This is a genomic window from Streptomyces sp. RPA4-2 (genome assembly GCF_012273515.2).
Lineage (GTDB): Bacteria > Actinomycetota > Actinomycetes > Streptomycetales > Streptomycetaceae > Streptomyces > Streptomyces kaempferi.
Window position 1 is genome coordinate 3,880,526 of the sequence record NZ_CP050975.2, and the last position, 17,217, is coordinate 3,897,742.

Genomic DNA, 17,217 nt, shown 5'->3' on the forward strand with positions numbered 1-17,217 from the left:
TGACGCTGCAGCGAACTGTTGCAGCAGATATTCACATCCTGTCGCCTTGAATAGAGCTAGTCAATAGAACGGTAGGCCAGCGCGGGCGCGCCGCGGGTGTTTGGCTGGGATGTATGGGCTCAGACAGGGACAGGTCGGGGGATCCGACGAGCGGCGGGACGGGTGGGCACAGGGTGATGCCCCCGGGTGATCGAAGGTCTCACGCGAGGGGAGGCGGGCACGGGTCGGACTCCGATCGGGTGGCGCGGCGCGACGAAGCGGTCCGGGCCGCCGTGGAACAGGGGCTGCTGGGGCCCGAGTCCCCCATCATCGCGCTGCTCGACGTTCCCGGCATCAGGGCCTCGGCGGCGGCGCTGCGGGCGGCCTTCGACGCCGTGACGGCGCCCGGCACGCCCGTCCTGCACGCCTTCGCGGTGAAGGCGACCCCCCTCGTGCCCGTACTGCGGCTGCTGCACGAGCACGGCATCGGCGCCGAGGTGGCGAGCCCGGGCGAGGTCGCCCTCGCCCGCGCGGCCGGAGTACCGCCGTCCCGGACCGTGCTCGACTCCCCGGCCAAGACGACCGCCGAACTGCGCGAGGCGCTGACGCTGGGCATCGCCGTCAACGCGGACAACCCGCAGGAGCTGACGCGCCTCGACGCCCTGGTGGGGTCCACGGATCCCGCCTCACCTCTCGGGATCCGGGTGAACCCGCAGGTCGGCGGCGGTTCCATCGAGGCGCTCTCGACCGCGACGGCGACCTCGAAGTTCGGCGTCGCCCTGCGGGACGAGGGTGCCCGGGACTGGATCGTCCGGGCGTACGCCGACCGCCCCTGGCTGACCCGGCTGCACGCGCACACCGGATCGCAGGGCATCCCGCTCTCGCTGATGGCCCGGGGGATCGCCGAGACGTACGCGCTCGCGGAGGAGATCAACCGGCACGTCGGCCGGCGGCAGATCGACACGCTCGACATCGGCGGCGGACTACCGGTCAACTTCGGCTCCGACGCCACGGCCCCGACCTACGCGCAGTACGCGCGGCTGCTCGCCGAGGCGGTGCCGGGGCTCTTCGACGGACGGTACGGACTGGTCACCGAGTTCGGGCGGTCACTGCTGGCCAAACACGGAACCGTGGTCGCGCGGGTCGAGTACGCGAAGTCCGCCGGCGGACGGCCCGTCGCGGTCACGCACGCCGGGGTGCAGATCGCCGCCCGTACGGTCTACGCGCCCGCGTCCTGGCCGCTGCGCATCGCCGCGTACGACGCGAAGGGGCGGCCCAAGCCGGGGCCCGACGTGGTGCAGGACGTCGCGGGCCCGGCCTGTTTCGCGGGTGACCTGCTCGCCGAGGGACTCGCGCTGCCGCTGCTCGAACAGGGCGACTACGCGGCGGCGCTGGACACGGGCGCGTACTACTTCGCGCACCACTACGCGTACAACTCCCTGGCCCGCCCCGGCATCCACGGCTACGCACCGGCCGGCGGCCACCGGGGCGCGGACGGACACGGGAGGGCGGGGGTGCGTTTCGCGGTCGTACGGGAGCCGCAGACCCTCGCCGAGATTGTCGCGGAGTCGGGTGGAGCGCAGCCGTCCGCGCTCTCGGGACTGTAGGGCCGGACGACAGCGCGCGGAGGTCGGCCGCGCGCCCCGGCGGGCCCGCCGGCGCCCCCCGGCAGGTCTTCGAGCGGACGCCCAACCCACCGGAAAATGTGGTCAGTCGACCTACCTTAGTCACCGCCGGGCATGTTCCACAGGAAAATGCCATTTCCATCACTCGCCACGCACACGTTGCGTAACTTCGTCGTCACTCGGCCGAACCCTTTGGCGGGAGGGGATAAACGGTGCCCGGAATCGACGAGTGCCTACTGGAAGCCATGCGACTGCCCGGTGCCCGGGGAGCCGCGGTGGTCGACTGGACCAGCGGGCTGGCCCTGGGCACGGTCGGGGACGCGCCGGGCGGTGACCACGAGACGACCGCGGCCGAGGCCGCCGAGCTCGCCCGGCTCGCCGCCGAGCACAAGGCGTTCGCCCCGGCCGACGGTTCCGACTGGTCCGAGCAGGAGACACCGGTCGAGGACCTGATCATCAGCAACCGCGACAGCTACCACCTGCTGCGGTTCGTCAGGACCACCTTCGACAGCAGCGTCTTCCTGCACCTGTGGCTGGACCGGACGGACGGCAATCTCGCTCTGGCCAGGATCAGGCTCGGCGAGATGGCAGGGCGGCTGGTGCTCGGATGACCACGGTCAGAACACCGCCCCCGCTCGAACTTCCGGTGCGCGACAAGGGGGCGGGTCCCGTCAACGCCGTCTCGCCGATGCTCAGCCGGCTCGCCGCCGAGCGCGCCACCGGCGTACTGGTGCGCGAGCGCGGTGTGCTCTACCTCTGCGACGGAGACGTCGTGCACGCCGAGAGCCCCGCCACCCCGTCGCTCGACGTGCTGCTCACCGCACGCGGCGTGGTGGCGGCGGAGGCCTGGCGGGAGGCGGTCGCGGAGGCCGGCGCACGCCGCCGGGTCGGCCGGTTCCTGGTGGAACGCGGCCGGATCGCCGAGGGCGCGCTCGAACTGTGCCACCTCGGGGCGCTGTACGACGCGGCGTACTTCGTGCTGGGGCCGAGCAGCACCCCGGCCCGGTTCCGGTACGGGGCCGCGCACTGGCTCGGTCCGGTACGCCCCGTCCCGGTGGCCGCGCTGGAGCGCGAGACGGTGCGCCGCCGTCACCTGCTGCACCGGGTCTGGCCCGACCCCGCGACGGACACCGCTCCGCTGGCGCGCTCCCGGCGCTCCTGCGAGCCGTCGGTCCCGCTCCGGCAGTGGTCCGTGCTCGGCCGGGTGGACGGCCTGCGCACGGCCTCGGACATCTCGCTCGCCCTGGGTCGGCCGGCCTTCCACACCCTGGTCGACGTCCGCCGGCTGGCCGCCGCCGGAGTCGTGACGGCGGCGAACCCGCCGGAGCGGCCTCCGGTGCCCACTGTGCTCACCCAGTCCTCCGCCGACCCCGACGTCGCGCTGCTGCGCCGGCTGCGAGACGCGCTGGAGGCGCTGTGACCCCGGAACGACGGGAGGCCCTGTGATCCGCGCGCTGCGACAGCGTGCCGAGAGGAGACTGCTGATGGCGGCGGAACCCGAAGTCCTCGACGAACTGCACCGGTTGAGGGCCCGCGTGCCCCAGCTGACCGGTGCTCTGGCGGCCAGCGTCGACGGTCTCGTGCTCGCCCACGACACGCCCGGAGTGGAACCCGAGGGCGTGGCCGCGCTCACCGCGGCCGCGCTGGGGGTCGCCGTGCGGATGGCGGACGCCACCGGGCAGGGCGACTTCCGCGAGCTGCTGGTGCGCGGCGTCGACGGCTATGTGGCGACGTACGCGGCGGGCGCCTCCGCCGTACTGACGCTGCTGGCCCAGGACCGGGTCAACGTCGGCCGGCTGCATCTGGAGGGACGGCGCTCCGGAACCCGGATCGGCGAGCTCGTGGAGGCCGCGACGGCGCGCGGTGAACCGGTCACCCCGGCGAGGGCTCCCACCCGGACCGCCCCGCTGCCCACCCGCGCCCGCCCGGCGCGCGGCGCATCCCGCACATCGACCACTCCTACACCCAACACCCCACGCACATCGGAAAGCTGAGAGGGAGAACCACACCATGACCAACACCGAAACCGCACTGAAAGAGGCGCTGGCGTCCATCGAGGGCGCGACCGGAGCCGCTCTCGTCGACTACACCAGCGGCATGGCGCTGGGCACGATCGGCGGCAGCAAGGGCTTCGACCTCACCGTCGCGGCGGCCGGCAACACCGACGTCGTCCGCGCCAAGCTGCGCACCATGGAGCACCTCGGGCTGAAGGGCGAGATCGAGGACATCCTGATCACGCTGTCCGACCAGTACCACCTGATCCGGCTGATGAAGGGGCGCGGCGGCAACGGGCTCTTCCTGTACCTGGTGCTCGACGCGAAGCGTTCCAACCTGGCGATGGCCAGGCACCAGCTGAAGAGGATCGAGGCGGACCTCGAGGTGTAACGGCCGGGCCGGTATCCGGTCAGCGACGTCGCGCTCCTCCGGGCGCGGCGTCGCCGGCCGCCACACCGGTGGCCCGGCAGGCCTTGACCGGCTTGCCCGCGGGGGCACCGGAGCCCCGGCCGAGCCAGTCGACCCGTACCCAGATCAGCGCCTGCTCGGCGCGTTCGCGGCGCCCGAGCCAGCCGGCCTTCAGCCACAGGCCGACGCCCGCGCCGGCCAGCAGCATGCCGCCCGCGGCGGGCAGGGCGAAGGAGCCGCCCAGCGCGGCCACGAAGGCGAGCAGCAGCCACCAGCGGTGGCCGCGGCGCCAGTTGCGTATCGTCACGGCCCGGTCCTGCAGCACGTCGTGCTTGCCCGCCCGGGCCGCGGAGCGGACCAGGGCGGCATACCGCTTCCTGCGGGTGTACGCCGTCACGGCGGCGGCCAGGACGAACAGCGCGGCGCCGGACAGGACGCCGATACGCCGCCCGGTCAGGCCCGGCACCAGCACTCCGACACCGGCCGCGAACACTCCGCACCACCACAGCGGCGCGGCCCCGGCCCTCACCACGACGGCCACCCGGGCCAGTCCCTGCCCTCCGTGCGCCACCTTCCGCCTCCCTTTCGTCCGCCGTCAGCGTCTTCGGGCGGGCAGGCTAACGAGCGAAGGTGAGATGAGTCTGAGAAGCGCGGCCGCTCCACCGAAGCGTGACCGCGGGACCTATTCCACGAACAGTCCCCGGGCCGAGGCCCGGGTGTCGAACTCCTCCAGCCGCGCCTGGGCGTCCGGCAGGTCGTCGCACATCGCCTCCAGCAGGACCCGCCCGAGGAGCATGGGGGCGCAGGCCGTGTCGAAGGCGAGCCCGGTGCCGACCGCGGCCGGCAGCAGCAGGTCCGACACCTTCGCCACCGGCGCGAAGGCGGAGTCCGCGACCGTGACGACCGTCAGGCCCGCCTCCTTCGCATAACCGAGGGCGTCCACGACCTCGCGCGGGTGGCGGGGCAGCGCGAAGCAGAGCAGGGCACTCGCTCCGGCGCGCACCGCGGCGTCGACGCGGTCGTGCAGCATGGTGCCGCCCTCGTGCAGCAGCCGTACGTCGGGGTGGACCTTGGCGGCGAAGTACGCGAAGCCGTACGCCTGGGAGGCCGCGGCCCGCAGCCCGAGCACCGGGAGCGGGCGGGAGGCGGCCAGCAGGCGGCCCGCACGCTGCACCGGGCGCGGGTCGGCGAGCACCGCGGCGAGGTGCTTCAGGTTCTCGATCTCCGCCTCGACGGCCTGCTGGTACTCGTTGTACGAGCCCGGGGCCGCCGCCTGTTCGGTGGGGGCGACCTCGCGCAGGTGCCGGCGCAGCGCCGGGTAGCCGTCGAAGCCGAGCGCGACCGCGAAGCGGGTCACGGACGGCTGGCTGACGCCGGCGAGTTCGGCGAGTTCGACGCTCGACAGGAACGGCACGTCGGCGGCGCGCCGCACCATGCTGTGCGCGATGCGCCGCTGGGTCGGTGTCAGCCGGTGCCCCTCGAAGAGCGCCTGAAGGCGCCCGGCCGGGCTGTCCGTCACGTTCGATTCCCTGTCCACGCTCATGATCCGCTCCCCCTCCAGATGTCCGCGAACCGGTCGAGCAGCGCGGCCGCCGCCGTCACGTCGTCGGTGAGCGGCCGGTCGGCCTGGTCGAGGCCGAGCACCGACTCGGCCAGTTCCAGCGCCCGTCCGACCGGCAGCTCCGGGTCGGGCCGCAGGTCGCGCTGGCGCAGCGCCCGTACGGCGGCGACCAGTTCACAGCCGACGACGAGACGGTAGGCACCGCACGCCCGCAGTGTCTGCCGTGCGGCGAGCGAGGCGAAGCTCGCCTGTTCCTCGACGCCCCGGGAGAGTACAGCGTGGCCGAGCGAGGCGGGCGCGGAGAAGGCCCGCAGGTCACCGAGGGCGGCCCCGGCGGCGTATTCCAGGATCATCACTCCGGAGGACGCGGGCTCGTGGTCGGCGAGGAAGGGCCGCAGCCGGGTGTAGGCGGGTTCGTTGAGGGTGGAGAGCCGGGAGGTGGACAGCCGGGCCACCTGAGTGACCGCCAGCCTGAAGTGGTCCAGGGCGAGGGCGAGTTGGGCCTGGTAGAAGCCACCGTGGTGGTAGGCGGCCATGTCCTCGGCGGAGATCAGGGGGTTCTCGGCGGCCGCGTTGATCTCGACGGAGAGGACCTCGTCGAGCGAGTCCGCGGCGTCGTGCGCGGGCCCGTGGATCTGCGGAACGCACCGGAAGCCGTACGGGTCCTGGATCCGCCCGAGCGGCGGGGTGGGCCGGTCGGCGGCGCCGATCAGCTCCCGCATCCGCCTGGCCACTTCGCCCGACCCCCGGTGCGGCCGCGCGGCGTGGACGGGGGCGGCGTACGCCTCGTGCGAACCGTCGACGGCCAGCAGCGACAGCGCGGCGACGACCTGGGTGGCCGCGATCAGCCCGCGCAGCTCGTGCAGGGCGAGGGCGGACTGTCCGAGGGTGAGCGCGTTGCTGCTGATCAGCGCGAGAGCGTCGTTGTTGTCGAGGGGCTGGGGCTCCGGAGCGCCCGTTCCCCTCCACCGGTGCTCCCCCACCAGCGCCAGTCCGAGCTGGGCCAGCGCCGCGATGTCCCCGGTGCCGACCGATCCGAACTCGTTCACGACGGGGTACGCCCCGGCCTCCAGCGCCTCGCACAGGGCGGTGACGACGGTGGGCCGCAGACCCGCTCCGCCGGCCAGCAGCTGGTTGGCGCGGACGGCGAGCATGGCCCGTACCTGCCGGGCGGGGAGCTCCTCGCCGATCGCCCCGGCGTGGCTGCGCAGCAGCCGCAGACCGTGCTCGGCGGCCGCCTCGGTCGGCACGTCCTCGTTCCGGTTGGCGCCGACGCCGGTGGAGCGGCCGTAGACCCGGCCGGTCGCGGCGATCTGCCGGGCGGCGTCCCAGGACACCTCGACGCGCTTCATCGCCTCGGTGCCGGGGACCGGGCGCGAGGTGCCGTCGGCGAGCCGGACGATGTCCTCGACACCGGTGCCGCACCCGTCCAGGACCACGAGCCCGGCCGTGACCGGTGCGTCCACCGCGTCGAACGTGTCCACATTCCGAGACGACATAAGGCCCGAACTCCCCTCGATCCCGACATTGAATCTTGCCTGGCGGCCATGAGTAACCAGCGATTAACGCCGGACCGTTGACAACCTATTCAGGTACAGAGAACTCTGCATGACGATATGCAGACCGGGCAAGGGACACCTCATGATCCAGTTCGACACGGTCCACAAGCGCTTCCCCAACGGCACCACCGCAGTCCACGACCTCTCCCTGGAGATGCCGGAAGGCGGCGTGACGGTCCTCGTCGGATCTTCCGGTTGCGGTAAGACCACCACCCTGAGGATGATCAACCGGATGGTCGATCCGACCTCCGGCACCATCCGCGTCGGCGGCAAGGACGTCCTGGAGCGGGACGCCGCCGAACTGCGCCGCTCCATCGGCTACGTCATCCAGCAGTCCGGCCTCTTCCCGCACCGCACGGTGCTCGACAACATCGCCACCGTGCCGCTGCTGCTGGGCTGGGGCCGCAGGAAGGCCCGCGCCCGGGCGGCCGAACTGCTGGAGACGGTCGGTCTGGCCGCCGACGCCGGCAAGCGCTACCCGCACCAGCTCTCCGGCGGCCAGCAGCAGCGCGTCGGCGTGGCCCGCGCCCTCGCCGCCGACCCGCCCGTCCTACTCATGGACGAACCCTTCGGCGCGGTCGACCCGGTGGTGCGCACCCAGCTCCAGGACGAACTGCTGCGATTGCAGAAGGAGTTGAGCAAGACCATCGTCTTCGTCACGCACGACGTCGACGAGGCGGTCCGGCTCGGCGACCAGATCGCGATCTTCCGGACCGGCGGCCACCTGGTGCAGTGCGCGAGCCCCGCCGAACTGCTCGGCCGCCCGGCGGACGACTTCGTCGCCGACTTCCTCGGCGCCGAGCGGGGCCTGAAGCTCCTCTCGCTGGAGAACCTCGCCGAGGTGCCGCAGGGCCCCGCCCCCGAGGGCGGCGCCTGGACCCTCGTCCTCGACGAGGACCGCCGGCCACGGAGCTGGCGCTCCACGTCCGGGGACACCACCTTCCCCGTACGGCCGCTGCGGGACGGCGACTCCCTGCTCGCCGCCCTGAACGAGTCGATCGCCTCGCCGGCCGGTCTGGTGGCGCGGGTCGACGCACAGGGCGCGCTGACCGGTGTCACGTCCCGGGACGACATCCACGAGCACGCCGCCAGGGCCCACGGCACCGCGAGCGTCGCCATATGACCATCGACTGGTCCTGGCTGGGCGACCACACCGACGACCTGACCAGCCTCACCCTCTCGCATCTGCAGGCCGCGCTCTCGGCGGTCCTCCTCGGCCTGCTGATCTCCCTCCCGCTGGCCGTGCTCGCACACCGCGTCCGCCCCCTGCGCGGAGTGCTCCTCGGCCTCTCGAACGTCCTCTTCACGATCCCCTCGATCGCGATCTTCGTCCTCCTGCTCCCGGTGAGCGGCCTGACCCGCACCACCACGGTCATCGGCCTGACGGTCTACTCCCTCGTCGTCCTGTTGCGGAACACCGTCGAGGGCCTCGACTCGGTCCCCGTGAAGACCAAGGAGGCCGCGAAGGCCATGGGCACCCGCCCGCTGCGCACCCTCCTCACCGTCGAACTCCCGCTCGCCCTCCCGGTGATCATGGCGGGGGTCCGCATCGCGACGGTGATGTCGATCTCCCTGGTCTCCGTCGCCACGTACATCGGCGACGGCGGACTCGGCCAGCTCTTCACGGACGGATTCCAGCGCGACTTCCCGACGCCGGTGATCGTGGGCGTCGTGCTGACCCTGCTGCTGGCCCTGGTCGCGGACGCCCTGCTGGTCGCGATCCAGTACGTACTCACCCCCTGGACGAGGCGGCGAGCCTGACATGTACGAACTCTTCCAGAACCTCGCCAAGTGGCTGGTCAGCGGCGACCAGTGGGCCGGCAACGACGGCATCGCGCACCGGATCGCCGAGCACCTGGAGTACTCGCTGTTCGCCACGCTCATCGCCGCCGCGATCGCGCTGCCCCTCGGCCTGCTGATCGGTCACACCGGCAGGGGCGCGTTCCTCGCCATCAACCTGTCCTCCTTCGGCCGCGCGCTGCCCACCGTGGGCCTGGTCGTCCTGGTCTTCCTGATCAGCGGCCTGTCGCTGTGGTCGGTGTACGTGGCCCTGGTCGTCCTCGCCGTGCCGGCCATCGTCACCAACACCTACGCGGGCATGAGCGCCGTCGACCCGGAGGTCAAGGACGCGGCCCGCGGCCAGGGCATGCGCGCTCACCAGGTCCTGTTCCAGGTGGAGATCCCGCTGGCCCTCCCCCTGATCATGACGGGCCTGCGGCTCTCCCTCATCCAGGTCGTGTCCACCGCCACGATCGCCGCGTACGTCAGCTTCGGCGGCCTGGGCCGGTACGTCTTCGACGGCCTGGCGCAGCGCGACCTCGTCCAGGTCCTCGGCGGCGCGGTCCTGGTGGCGGTCGTCGCCGTCGTGCTCGACCTCGCGCTGGCCGGACTCCAGCGCTACCTCTTCCGTCATCTCCGTTCCGCCGCCGCCCACTGAGGAGCCGAAGAACCATGAACCGTAGGACTCTGCTCGGGGGCCTGTTCGCCGCGGCCTCCGTCCCCGCCCTGGCCGCCTGCGGCGGCGGCATCACCTCGCTCGACAACTCCGGCGGCGGCAGCGGCGGCTCCGGATCCAGCGCCGGCGGTCTGACCATCGGCACCGCCAACTTCACCGAGAACCAGATCCTCGGGTACCTGTACGCGGGTGTCCTCTCGGCCGCGGGCATCAGGACGAAGGTGCGCCCCAACCTGGGCTCGCGCGAGATCGTCGTGCCCGCGCTGGAGGGCGGCGACATCGACCTCCTGCCCGAGTACCAGGGCAGTCTGCTCCTCTACCTGGACGCGAAGGCCACGGACACCGAGGCCGGCGCCATGCAGAACACGCTGACGACCGTGCTGCCCGCCGGTCTGGAAGTCCTGCCGTACGCGGCGGCCGAGGACCGCGACAGCTTCGCGGTCACCCGGGAGACCGCCGACAAGTACGGCCTCAAGAGCCTCGCCGACCTGCGCAAGGCCAACGGGAAGCTGGTCCTGGGCGCGGCGGCCGAGATGAAGAAGCGGGTCGTCGGGGCGGTGGGCCTCAAGGAGCGCTACGGCGTGGAGTTCAAGGAGTTCAAGTCCCTCGACTCCTCCGGGCCGCTGGTCAAGGGCGCCCTGAAGAAGGGCGACGTCGACGTCGCCAACGTCTTCACCACTGACGTGGACGTCATCGAGAACGGCTGGGTCGTCCTCACCGACCCGCTGAACCTGATCCCGTCCCAGCACATCGTCCCGCTCATCGCCTCCCGCAAGGCCGACGCCAAGGTCCGCAAGGCCCTGGCGTCCCTCGGCAACGTGCTCTCGTCCGAGGAGCTGACCCGGCTCAACCGGCTGGTGGACAAGGAGAGGAAGGATCCGGACGAGGTCGCGGACGCGTGGCTGAAATCCAAGAAACTGACGTGACCGGCCCTTTTTTCGCCCCCGCCGCCCCTACCAGACCCGTCCGTTCCTGGGGCTCCGCCCCCAGACCCCCGGTCGGCCTTGAGGGCCTTGTCCTCAATCGCCGGACGGGCTGAAAATCCGCAGCCCAGGCTTAAGCACCATCAGCCCGTCCGGCGTTTGAGGACGAGCCCTTCGGGCGATGCGAGGGTCCAGGGGGCGCAGCGCCCCTGGCGGAGTCTGGGGCGGAGCCCCCAGGTACGGGATGGTGGGGGTCCCCCTGCTCGAGCGAAGCCGAGAGCTTGGGGGAGGGTAGGGGCGGCGGGGGCGAGGAAGGGGCGGTGGGACTACACCCGTACAGCCGAACCCCGTTCACTCATCCGAGGCGCACACAGAATCCTCTTCCTCCGCACCCGCTTCCCCTCGATCGCCGCAACAGTCAACCGCGCAGCCTCCGCGGCGATCTCGGACAACCCCCAGTCCACCGTGGTCAACGGCGGAGCAAGCACCCGCGAGACGGGATGGTCGTCGAACCCGACCACGGACACGTCCCGCCCGACCACGAGCGACGCCTCGGCCGCCGCCGCGTACACCCCGTACGCGAGCGAGTCGGAGAAGCAGAACACGGCCGTCGCGGGGCGGGGCCCGTCCAGCAGCCGGCGCGCCACCACCGTCGCCTCCCCCAACTCCTGCGGACACGGCACCAGTTCGGCCCGCAACCCGAGCCGCTCGGCCGCCTCGCGCACATACACGTCGGCGGGCCGGTCCGGCGTGCTCGGCCGGGTCGGGGTCAGTACCGTCACCCGGCGGTGGCCGAGACCGTGCAGATACTCCAGCACGGCGTCGATACCGGCCCGGTTGTCGAAGATGACCTGCCCCGCCGTACGGGCCGCACTGAGCGAGTCCCCGACGGCCACCACCGGCAGCGCGTCGGCGATCGCCGCCCACCCCTCGGCCGAGGGGTTCACCGGCGACACGAGGAGCGCGTCCACCCGCTGGTCGCGCAACTGCTTGGCGAGCACCAGCTCACGGTCGGGATCGCCTCCGGCGTCCAGGATCAGCGCGTAACGGTCACCGGCCAGCAGCTCCCGGCCGATGGCCGCCATCAACTGCTGCTGCCACAGGTCCTGGAGGTCCCCCGCGAGGACGCCGACCATGCTGGTACGGCCGCTGGCCAGCGCGCGGGCGATGGGATCCGCCTCGTAACCGAGCTCGGCCGCGGCCTTGCGCACCCGCTCCTCGGTCTCCTTCGAGACGTGCTTGCCCCGCAGGGCGTAGGAGACGGCGGCGGTGGAGAGACCCGTGGCCTCGGCCACCTCCCGGAGGGTGGTGCGCTTATTGGGCCTGGCCATGCCCGGAAGCCTACCGGGAGGGGTCCGGACTACGGGCGCATGCTTGACACGACACCTGGTTAACCGCTTAAGTTAAGCGCATAAGTGAAGCGGTTAACCTGATCCGGACCCACCCTCCCGGACCCCTCCTGACACCCCGCCCCTCCCCGAGGACTCCTTCCAAGGACCGCCGCGTGCCCACCGACGTCCACCAGCACCTATGGCCGCCCGCGTTCATCGAGCTGCTGCGCGCCCGTACCGCGCCACCGCGCCTCGACGGCTGGACCCTGCATCTGACGGGCGAGCCGCCGTACGAGGTCGACCCGGCCGACCACGACCTCGCCGCCCGCACCGCGCTCGCCCACGCCGACGGCCTCGGTCTGGCCCTGGTCTCGCTGTCCAGCCCCCTCGGCATCGAGTTCCTGCCGCCCGCGGACGCCGCACCCCTGCTCGCCGCCTTCCACGACGGCGCGCTCGCCCTGCCCGCGCCCTTCGGTGTCTGGGCCTCCCCCTGCCTGTCCGCACCGGAGCCCGAGGCGGTCGAACGGGAGCTCCGTCGCGGCTGCGCGGGCCTCCAACTCCCCGCCACCGCACTGCTGGACGCGGCCGGCTGGGAGCGCCACGCACCGCTCCTCGACGTCCTGGTCCACGAGGACAAACCGCTGTTCGTGCACCCGGGCGCGGCGCCACCGACCCCGCACGCCCCGCCCTGGTGGCCGGCGCTGGTGCCCTACCTCCACCAGATGCACGCGTCCTGGTTCGCCTTCCGCGCCTTCGGCCGTGCCCGCCACCCTCGGCTGCGCGTCTGCTTCGCCGCCCTGGCCGGGCTGGCCCCACTGCACGGTGAGCGGCTCGCGGCCCGCGGCGGAGGGCGCGGCGAGATCGACTTCGACGTCTTCTACGAGACCTCCTCCTACGGAACCCGTGCGGTGGACGCGCTCGTCCGGGCCGTCGGCATCGACGTGGTCGTCAGCGGCAGCGACCGCCCCTACGCGACCCCCGTCGTCCCCGACCTCGGCGCGGACGCCGCCGTCCACGCCCTGCGCACCGCCAACCCCGACCGACTGCTGAAGGGAGCCACCCCATGACGTACCAGGCCCTGCCGGACCGCACGCTCGACAAGCGCGAACTCCAGGCCCTCGTCGACGATCTCGCCGCCCGCCCCGACCGCTGGCGCGAAGAGGTCGCGTTCTCCGACGAGGAGCGGCACTACGCCTCGCTGTACCGCGACGAGTACGTCGACGTCTGGCTGCTGTGCTGGACCCGGCAGAACGACACCGGCTGGCACGACCACGATCTCTCCTCCGGCGCCGTCGCCGTCGTCCAGGGCGCGCTGAACGAGTCCAACCCGCGCATAGGCGGCAGCCATCTGTCCGTCACCGTCGGCGCCGGCGAGTCCTTCTGCTTCGGCCCCGAGCACATCCACCGTCTCACCGGCGCCACCGACGACGCGGTCTCGCTGCACGCGTACTCGCCGCCGCTGTGGCGGCTGGGCCAGTACGACATCACCGAGGACGGCCTGATGCGCCGGATCTCCGTCTCGTACGCGGACGAGCTGCGCCCACTGGACCTTCCGGCCGCGTGAACCCGGAACCGGTTCACCGCGAACCGGTTCACCGATCAAGAGCCGGTACCGACCGGCGACCGGGCCGACCACACCGTCCGGGCCTCGACACGGGTCTGGTCGGCCTCCCGCCCTGAACGCCTCCCACCGGCATCGCCGGAGCCCCCGGGGTTCTCGCCCACGGGGGTGGGGCCCCTCCTCAAGAGGGGGGCTAACCCCAGTGTCTCAGGGGCTTCCGCTCCCTACCGTGGACACCATGACCGGTAGGGAAGCGGGCGGCGACGCCGAACTGAAGAAGGAACTCGACGCCACTCTGCACGCGCGCAGGGAGTTGGGCGACGAGTACGAATCCGCGCTCGTCGACTCCTTCCTGGAGAAGGTCGAGCAGCGACTCGACGGGGCGGTCGACCGAAGGGTGCGGCGACAGCTCGCCGAGCAGCAGATGGTGGTGGCCCGGGGCGCGCGCTCACCCCAGGGAACCGATTCATGGGGGGAACGCTTCGGCTTCGGCATCGTCTCGCTGGTCCTGGCGGTCCCGCTGTCCGCGATCGGCGGCGGGATCGCGCACCTGCCCGGACTGCTCGTCGCCTGGGTCGGCATCGTGGGGGTGAACGCGGTACAGGCCGCGCGTGTCTCCCCGGGCCTCTTCGGCCGCCGTCACCGGGAGAAGTCGGACTGGGAGGACTGACCGGACGCGGGACGACGGTCACGGGGAACGGGGCCACGGCGCCACGGGGAACGGCGAGGAAGAGGAAACGGAAGGGCCCGGCACCCTCGGGGGTGCCGGGCCCTTCCGACGTGTTGCGCGGGGACCGCCGCACCCCCGTTGCCGGGGGGCGGGACGACGGCGGTCCCCGCGAGGGACGCGGGCCGGGTCAGGGCCGGGCTTGCGCGTCCTTGGCGTCCATGGAGGTCCGGGAGCCGCTCCGGAGGTCCTTGGCGCCGTTTTGGTGCCGGCCGGGGCGGGGAGCCGCTCCCGCCCTGCCGACATCCACCAATGTGCCGGACGTGTGTTAAGCGGGTGCTGCGCGGACGTGACACGCTCGTACCACTTCCGCGAAGTTCCTCGCCGGGCGACCGGAAGATCCGCCCAGGAGGGGAACTTCCGGAGATTTCCGCCCACCCACCTGCGGATATCTACTGTCGGGTGCCGCCCTTGGCGAGGAAGGACAGCAGGTCCTGGCGGCTGACGACGCCGGTGGGCTTGCCCTCGACCAGCACGATGGCGGCGTCGGCGGTGCCGAGCACGGACATCAGGTCACCGACCGGCTCCCCGGAGCCGACCTGCGGCAGAGGCGCCGACATGTGCTTCTCCAAGGGGTCCTGCAGCGAGGCCCGCTGGGTGAACAGCGCGTCGAGCAGTTCGCGTTCGACCACGGACCCGACGACCTCGGCGGCCATCACGTCCGGGTGACCGGCGCCGGGCTTGACGATCGGCATCTGCGAGACGCCGTACTCGCGCAGCACCTCGATGGCCTCGCCGACCGTCTCGTCCGGGTGCATGTGGACGAGCGAGGGGATGGAGCCGCCCGCCTTGTCGCTCAGGACGTCGCAGACCCGCGCGCTCGGGCCCGTGTCCTCCAGGAACCCGTAGTCCGCCATCCACTCGTCGTTGAAGATCTTGCTGAGGTAGCCGCGCCCGCTGTCGGGCAGCAGGACGACCACGACGTCGTCGGGTCCGAGCCGCTCGGCCACGCGCAGCGCCGCCACCACGGCCATGCCGCAGGACCCGCCCACGAGGAGACCTTCCTCCTTCGCGAGCCGCCGCGTCATCTGGAAGGAGTCCTTGTCGGACACGGCGACGATCTCGTCCGCGACCGTCCGGTCGTACGCCGTCGGCCAGAAGTCCTCACCGACGCCCTCGACCAGGTACGGCCGCCCGGACCCGCCGGAGTACACGGAACCCTCGGGGTCGGCGCCGACGACCTGCACCTTGCCGTCGCTCGCGTCCTTCAGGTACCGCCCGGTCCCGGAGATCGTCCCACCGGTGCCCACGCCGGTGACGAAATGGGTGATCCGCCCCTCCGTCTGCTCCCACAGCTCGGGGCCGGTGGAGTGATAGTGCGAGAGGGGGTTGTGCGGGTTGGAGTACTGGTCCGGCTTCCAGGCGCCGGGTGTCTCACGGACGAGCCGGTCGGACACGTTGTAGTACGAATCCGGGTGCTCCGGGTCGACGGCCGTCGGGCAGACGACGACCTCCGCGCCGTACGCCCGCAGCACGTTGATCTTGTCGGTGGAGACCTTGTCCGGGCAGACGAAGATGCACTTGTAGCCCTTCTGCTGGGCCACGATCGCCAGGCCGACCCCGGTGTTTCCGCTGGTCGGCTCGACGATGGTGCCGCCGGGCTTGAGGGCGCCGCTCTCCTCCGCGGCCTCGATCATGCGCAGGGCGATGCGGTCCTTGACGGACCCGCCCGGGTTGAAGTACTCAACCTTCGCCAGGACGGTCGCCTGGATGCCCGCGGTCACGTTGTTGAGCCTCACCAGCGGGGTGTTGCCGACGAGACTGATCATCGAGTCGTGGAATTGCACCGTTGTCTCCGGAGCTGCGTTCTAAAGGGATGGTCCCGTCAGCCTAAGGCCCCACGTGGGCGTTCACGTGTCGTTGAGATTGGCCGACCCGTTCCACGGGGCAAGCAGTGGTTGTACGGCTACGAGGAGGTGGCGGCGACGCATGACGAGTTTGTCGAGGGCGAGGGTGGCACGGCGGATCGCGGCGGGCGCGGCGTACGGCGGCGGCGGGATCGGTCTGGTGGGCGCCGCCGCGATCGGTGTCGTACTGGCCGAGGTGCAGCTGGCGAAGCGCCATGTGGGCAACGGACACGGTCAGGCACCCCGCGCGAACGGTCTGTACGGGTACGCGTACGCGACGCAGGACGGGCCGCCGCTGCGGCTCGCGATGCTCGGTGACTCCACCGCGGCGGGGCAGGGGGTGCACCGGCCCCGCCAGACACCCGGCGCGCTGCTGGCCTCCGGGCTCGCGGCGGTCGCCGAACGCCCGGTCGAACTCTGCAATGTCGCGCTCCCGGGCGCCCAGTCCGACGACCTCGACCGGCAGGTGGCGCTCGCCCTCGCGGACACCGCGCGGGTGCCCGACATCTGCGTGATCATGATCGGCGCGAACGACGTCACCCACCGGATGCCGCCGACGCGATCGGTCCGTCACCTGTCCGCGGCGGTACGCCGGCTGCGCACCGCCGGTGCCGAGGTCGTGGTCGGCACCTGTCCCGACCTGGGCACGGTCGAGCAGGTCCAGCAGCCGCTGCGGTGGCTGGCACGGCGGGCCTCCCGACAGCTCGCCGCCGCGCAGACCATCGGGACGGTAGAGCAGGGCGGGCGGACGGTGTCACTGGGTGACCTGCTGGGCCCCGAGTTCGAGGCGAACCCGCGCGAGCTCTTCGGTCCCGACAACTACCACCCCTCCGCCGAGGGGTACGCGACGGCGGCGATGGCGGTGCTGCCCACGGTGTGCGCGGCGCTCGGTCTGTGGCCGGCCGAGGAGGAGCGGCCCGACGTCTCCCGCCGCGAGGGGTTCCTGCCGGTGGCACGGGCGGCCGCGGAGGCGGCGTCCGAGGCCGGTACGGAGGTCACGGCGGCCATGCCGACGGGGCCGCGCGGGCCCTGGGCTCTCCTCAAACGCCGCCGGCGCCGGCGCGTCCCCGCCACGGACCCTGCGCCCACGCCGACAGCGTCCCCCTAGGGTTCTTCGGGTGCGGGCCGGCGGGGGCTGGTCGCGCAGTTCCCCGCGCCCCTGGAGGCGCGGGCCCGCACCTCCAGCCCGTCCGGCGTTTGAGGACGAGCCCTTCGGGCGATACGGAGGCCAAAAAAAGCAAGCGCT

At 72.2% G+C, this 17,217-nt stretch carries 18 protein-coding genes; 13 read left to right on the plus strand and 5 right to left on the minus strand.

What is annotated here, in order from left to right; all coding sequences use genetic code 11:
- The first annotated feature begins 176 nt into the window (after window positions 1–176).
- The 5 genes from HEP85_RS16805 to HEP85_RS16825 all read left to right on the plus strand — a co-directional run bounded on the left by HEP85_RS16805 (window position 177) and on the right by HEP85_RS16825 (window position 3,989).
- Window positions 177–1,586 carry a diaminopimelate decarboxylase gene (locus HEP85_RS16805; RefSeq protein ID WP_168533705.1) on the plus strand — a complete coding sequence of 470 codons (1,410 nt, stop codon included), beginning with the start codon at window positions 177–179 and terminating at the stop codon, window positions 1,584–1,586.
- Window positions 1,587–1,816: 230 nt separating this feature from the next.
- Window positions 1,817–2,215: a hypothetical protein gene (locus HEP85_RS16810; protein ID WP_168528466.1), complete on the plus strand. Its 399-nt coding sequence runs from the start codon at window positions 1,817–1,819 to the stop codon at window positions 2,213–2,215.
- Entirely contained in the window at window positions 2,212–3,024 is an 813-nt protein-coding gene (locus tag HEP85_RS16815) for a transcriptional regulator (RefSeq protein WP_329288196.1), read from the plus strand. The genes HEP85_RS16810 and HEP85_RS16815 overlap by 4 nt, the downstream gene beginning before the upstream one ends.
- A 64-nt stretch (window positions 3,025–3,088) precedes the next feature.
- Entirely contained in the window at window positions 3,089–3,598 is a 510-nt protein-coding gene (locus tag HEP85_RS16820) for a roadblock/LC7 domain-containing protein (RefSeq protein WP_329288197.1), read from the plus strand.
- 16 nt (window positions 3,599–3,614) lie between these two features.
- Window positions 3,615–3,989, plus strand: a complete 375-nt coding sequence (locus HEP85_RS16825; RefSeq protein WP_168528468.1) for a hypothetical protein — start codon at window positions 3,615–3,617, stop codon at window positions 3,987–3,989.
- Between the two features lie 19 nt (window positions 3,990–4,008).
- On the opposite strand, the gene HEP85_RS16830 is transcribed toward HEP85_RS16825, so the two are convergent.
- The 3 genes from HEP85_RS16830 to HEP85_RS16840 all read right to left on the minus strand — a co-directional run bounded on the left by HEP85_RS16830 (window position 4,009) and on the right by HEP85_RS16840 (window position 7,067).
- Complete coding sequence (locus tag HEP85_RS16830; RefSeq protein ID WP_329288198.1) at window positions 4,009–4,578, minus strand: hypothetical protein; 570 nt, start codon at window positions 4,576–4,578, stop codon at window positions 4,009–4,011.
- Window positions 4,579–4,689: 111 nt separating this feature from the next.
- The gene (locus tag HEP85_RS16835; RefSeq protein ID WP_168528469.1) at window positions 4,690–5,550 is read right to left on the minus strand and encodes a MurR/RpiR family transcriptional regulator; all 861 of its coding nucleotides are present in this window, start codon (window positions 5,548–5,550) and stop codon (window positions 4,690–4,692) included.
- On the minus strand, window positions 5,547–7,067 hold the full coding sequence (locus tag HEP85_RS16840) for an aromatic amino acid ammonia-lyase (protein WP_168528470.1): 1,521 nt from the start codon (window positions 7,065–7,067) through the stop codon (window positions 5,547–5,549). The genes HEP85_RS16835 and HEP85_RS16840 overlap by 4 nt, the downstream gene beginning before the upstream one ends.
- A gap of 142 nt (window positions 7,068–7,209) precedes the next feature.
- On the opposite strand from HEP85_RS16840, the gene HEP85_RS16845 reads away from it, so the two are divergent.
- The 4 genes from HEP85_RS16845 to HEP85_RS16860 are packed head-to-tail and all read left to right on the plus strand — an operon-like array spanning window position 7,210 to window position 10,508.
- Window positions 7,210–8,250 carry an ABC transporter ATP-binding protein gene (locus tag HEP85_RS16845; protein ID WP_168528471.1) on the plus strand — a complete coding sequence of 347 codons (1,041 nt, stop codon included), beginning with the start codon at window positions 7,210–7,212 and terminating at the stop codon, window positions 8,248–8,250.
- Entirely contained in the window at window positions 8,247–8,888 is a 642-nt protein-coding gene (locus HEP85_RS16850) for an ABC transporter permease (protein ID WP_168528472.1), read from the plus strand. Before HEP85_RS16845 ends, HEP85_RS16850 begins: the two co-directional genes overlap by 4 nt.
- A 1-nt stretch (window position 8,889) precedes the next feature.
- Window positions 8,890–9,564 (plus strand): ABC transporter permease, encoded by a 675-nt coding sequence (locus HEP85_RS16855; protein WP_168528473.1) that lies wholly within the window; start codon window positions 8,890–8,892, stop codon window positions 9,562–9,564.
- Window positions 9,565–9,578: 14 nt separating this feature from the next.
- The gene (locus tag HEP85_RS16860) at window positions 9,579–10,508 is read left to right on the plus strand and encodes an ABC transporter substrate-binding protein (RefSeq protein WP_168528474.1); all 930 of its coding nucleotides are present in this window, start codon (window positions 9,579–9,581) and stop codon (window positions 10,506–10,508) included.
- A gap of 323 nt (window positions 10,509–10,831) precedes the next feature.
- Here the strand turns inward: HEP85_RS16860 and HEP85_RS16865 are convergent, their stop codons facing one another.
- The gene (locus HEP85_RS16865; RefSeq protein ID WP_168528475.1) at window positions 10,832–11,836 is read right to left on the minus strand and encodes a LacI family DNA-binding transcriptional regulator; all 1,005 of its coding nucleotides are present in this window, start codon (window positions 11,834–11,836) and stop codon (window positions 10,832–10,834) included.
- 173 nt (window positions 11,837–12,009) lie between these two features.
- Here HEP85_RS16865 and HEP85_RS16870 point away from each other — a divergent pair, with 173 nt between their 5' ends.
- The 3 genes from HEP85_RS16870 (at window position 12,010) to HEP85_RS16880 (ending at window position 14,067) form a co-directional block, all read left to right on the plus strand.
- Complete coding sequence (locus tag HEP85_RS16870; protein ID WP_168528476.1) at window positions 12,010–12,903, plus strand: amidohydrolase; 894 nt, start codon at window positions 12,010–12,012, stop codon at window positions 12,901–12,903.
- Window positions 12,900–13,400: a cysteine dioxygenase family protein gene (locus HEP85_RS16875; RefSeq protein WP_168528477.1), complete on the plus strand. Its 501-nt coding sequence runs from the start codon at window positions 12,900–12,902 to the stop codon at window positions 13,398–13,400. The genes HEP85_RS16870 and HEP85_RS16875 overlap by 4 nt, the downstream gene beginning before the upstream one ends.
- Before the next feature lie 235 nt (window positions 13,401–13,635).
- Window positions 13,636–14,067: a hypothetical protein gene (locus HEP85_RS16880; RefSeq protein WP_168528478.1), complete on the plus strand. Its 432-nt coding sequence runs from the start codon at window positions 13,636–13,638 to the stop codon at window positions 14,065–14,067.
- Between the two features lie 449 nt (window positions 14,068–14,516).
- Here the strand turns inward: HEP85_RS16880 and HEP85_RS16885 are convergent, their stop codons facing one another.
- On the minus strand, window positions 14,517–15,911 hold the full coding sequence (locus tag HEP85_RS16885) for a cystathionine beta-synthase (protein WP_168528479.1): 1,395 nt from the start codon (window positions 15,909–15,911) through the stop codon (window positions 14,517–14,519).
- Window positions 15,912–16,053: 142 nt separating this feature from the next.
- Here HEP85_RS16885 and HEP85_RS16890 point away from each other — a divergent pair, with 142 nt between their 5' ends.
- Entirely contained in the window at window positions 16,054–17,079 is a 1,026-nt protein-coding gene (locus HEP85_RS16890) for an SGNH/GDSL hydrolase family protein (RefSeq protein WP_365770687.1), read from the plus strand.
- Window positions 17,080–17,217 lie beyond the last annotated feature (138 nt).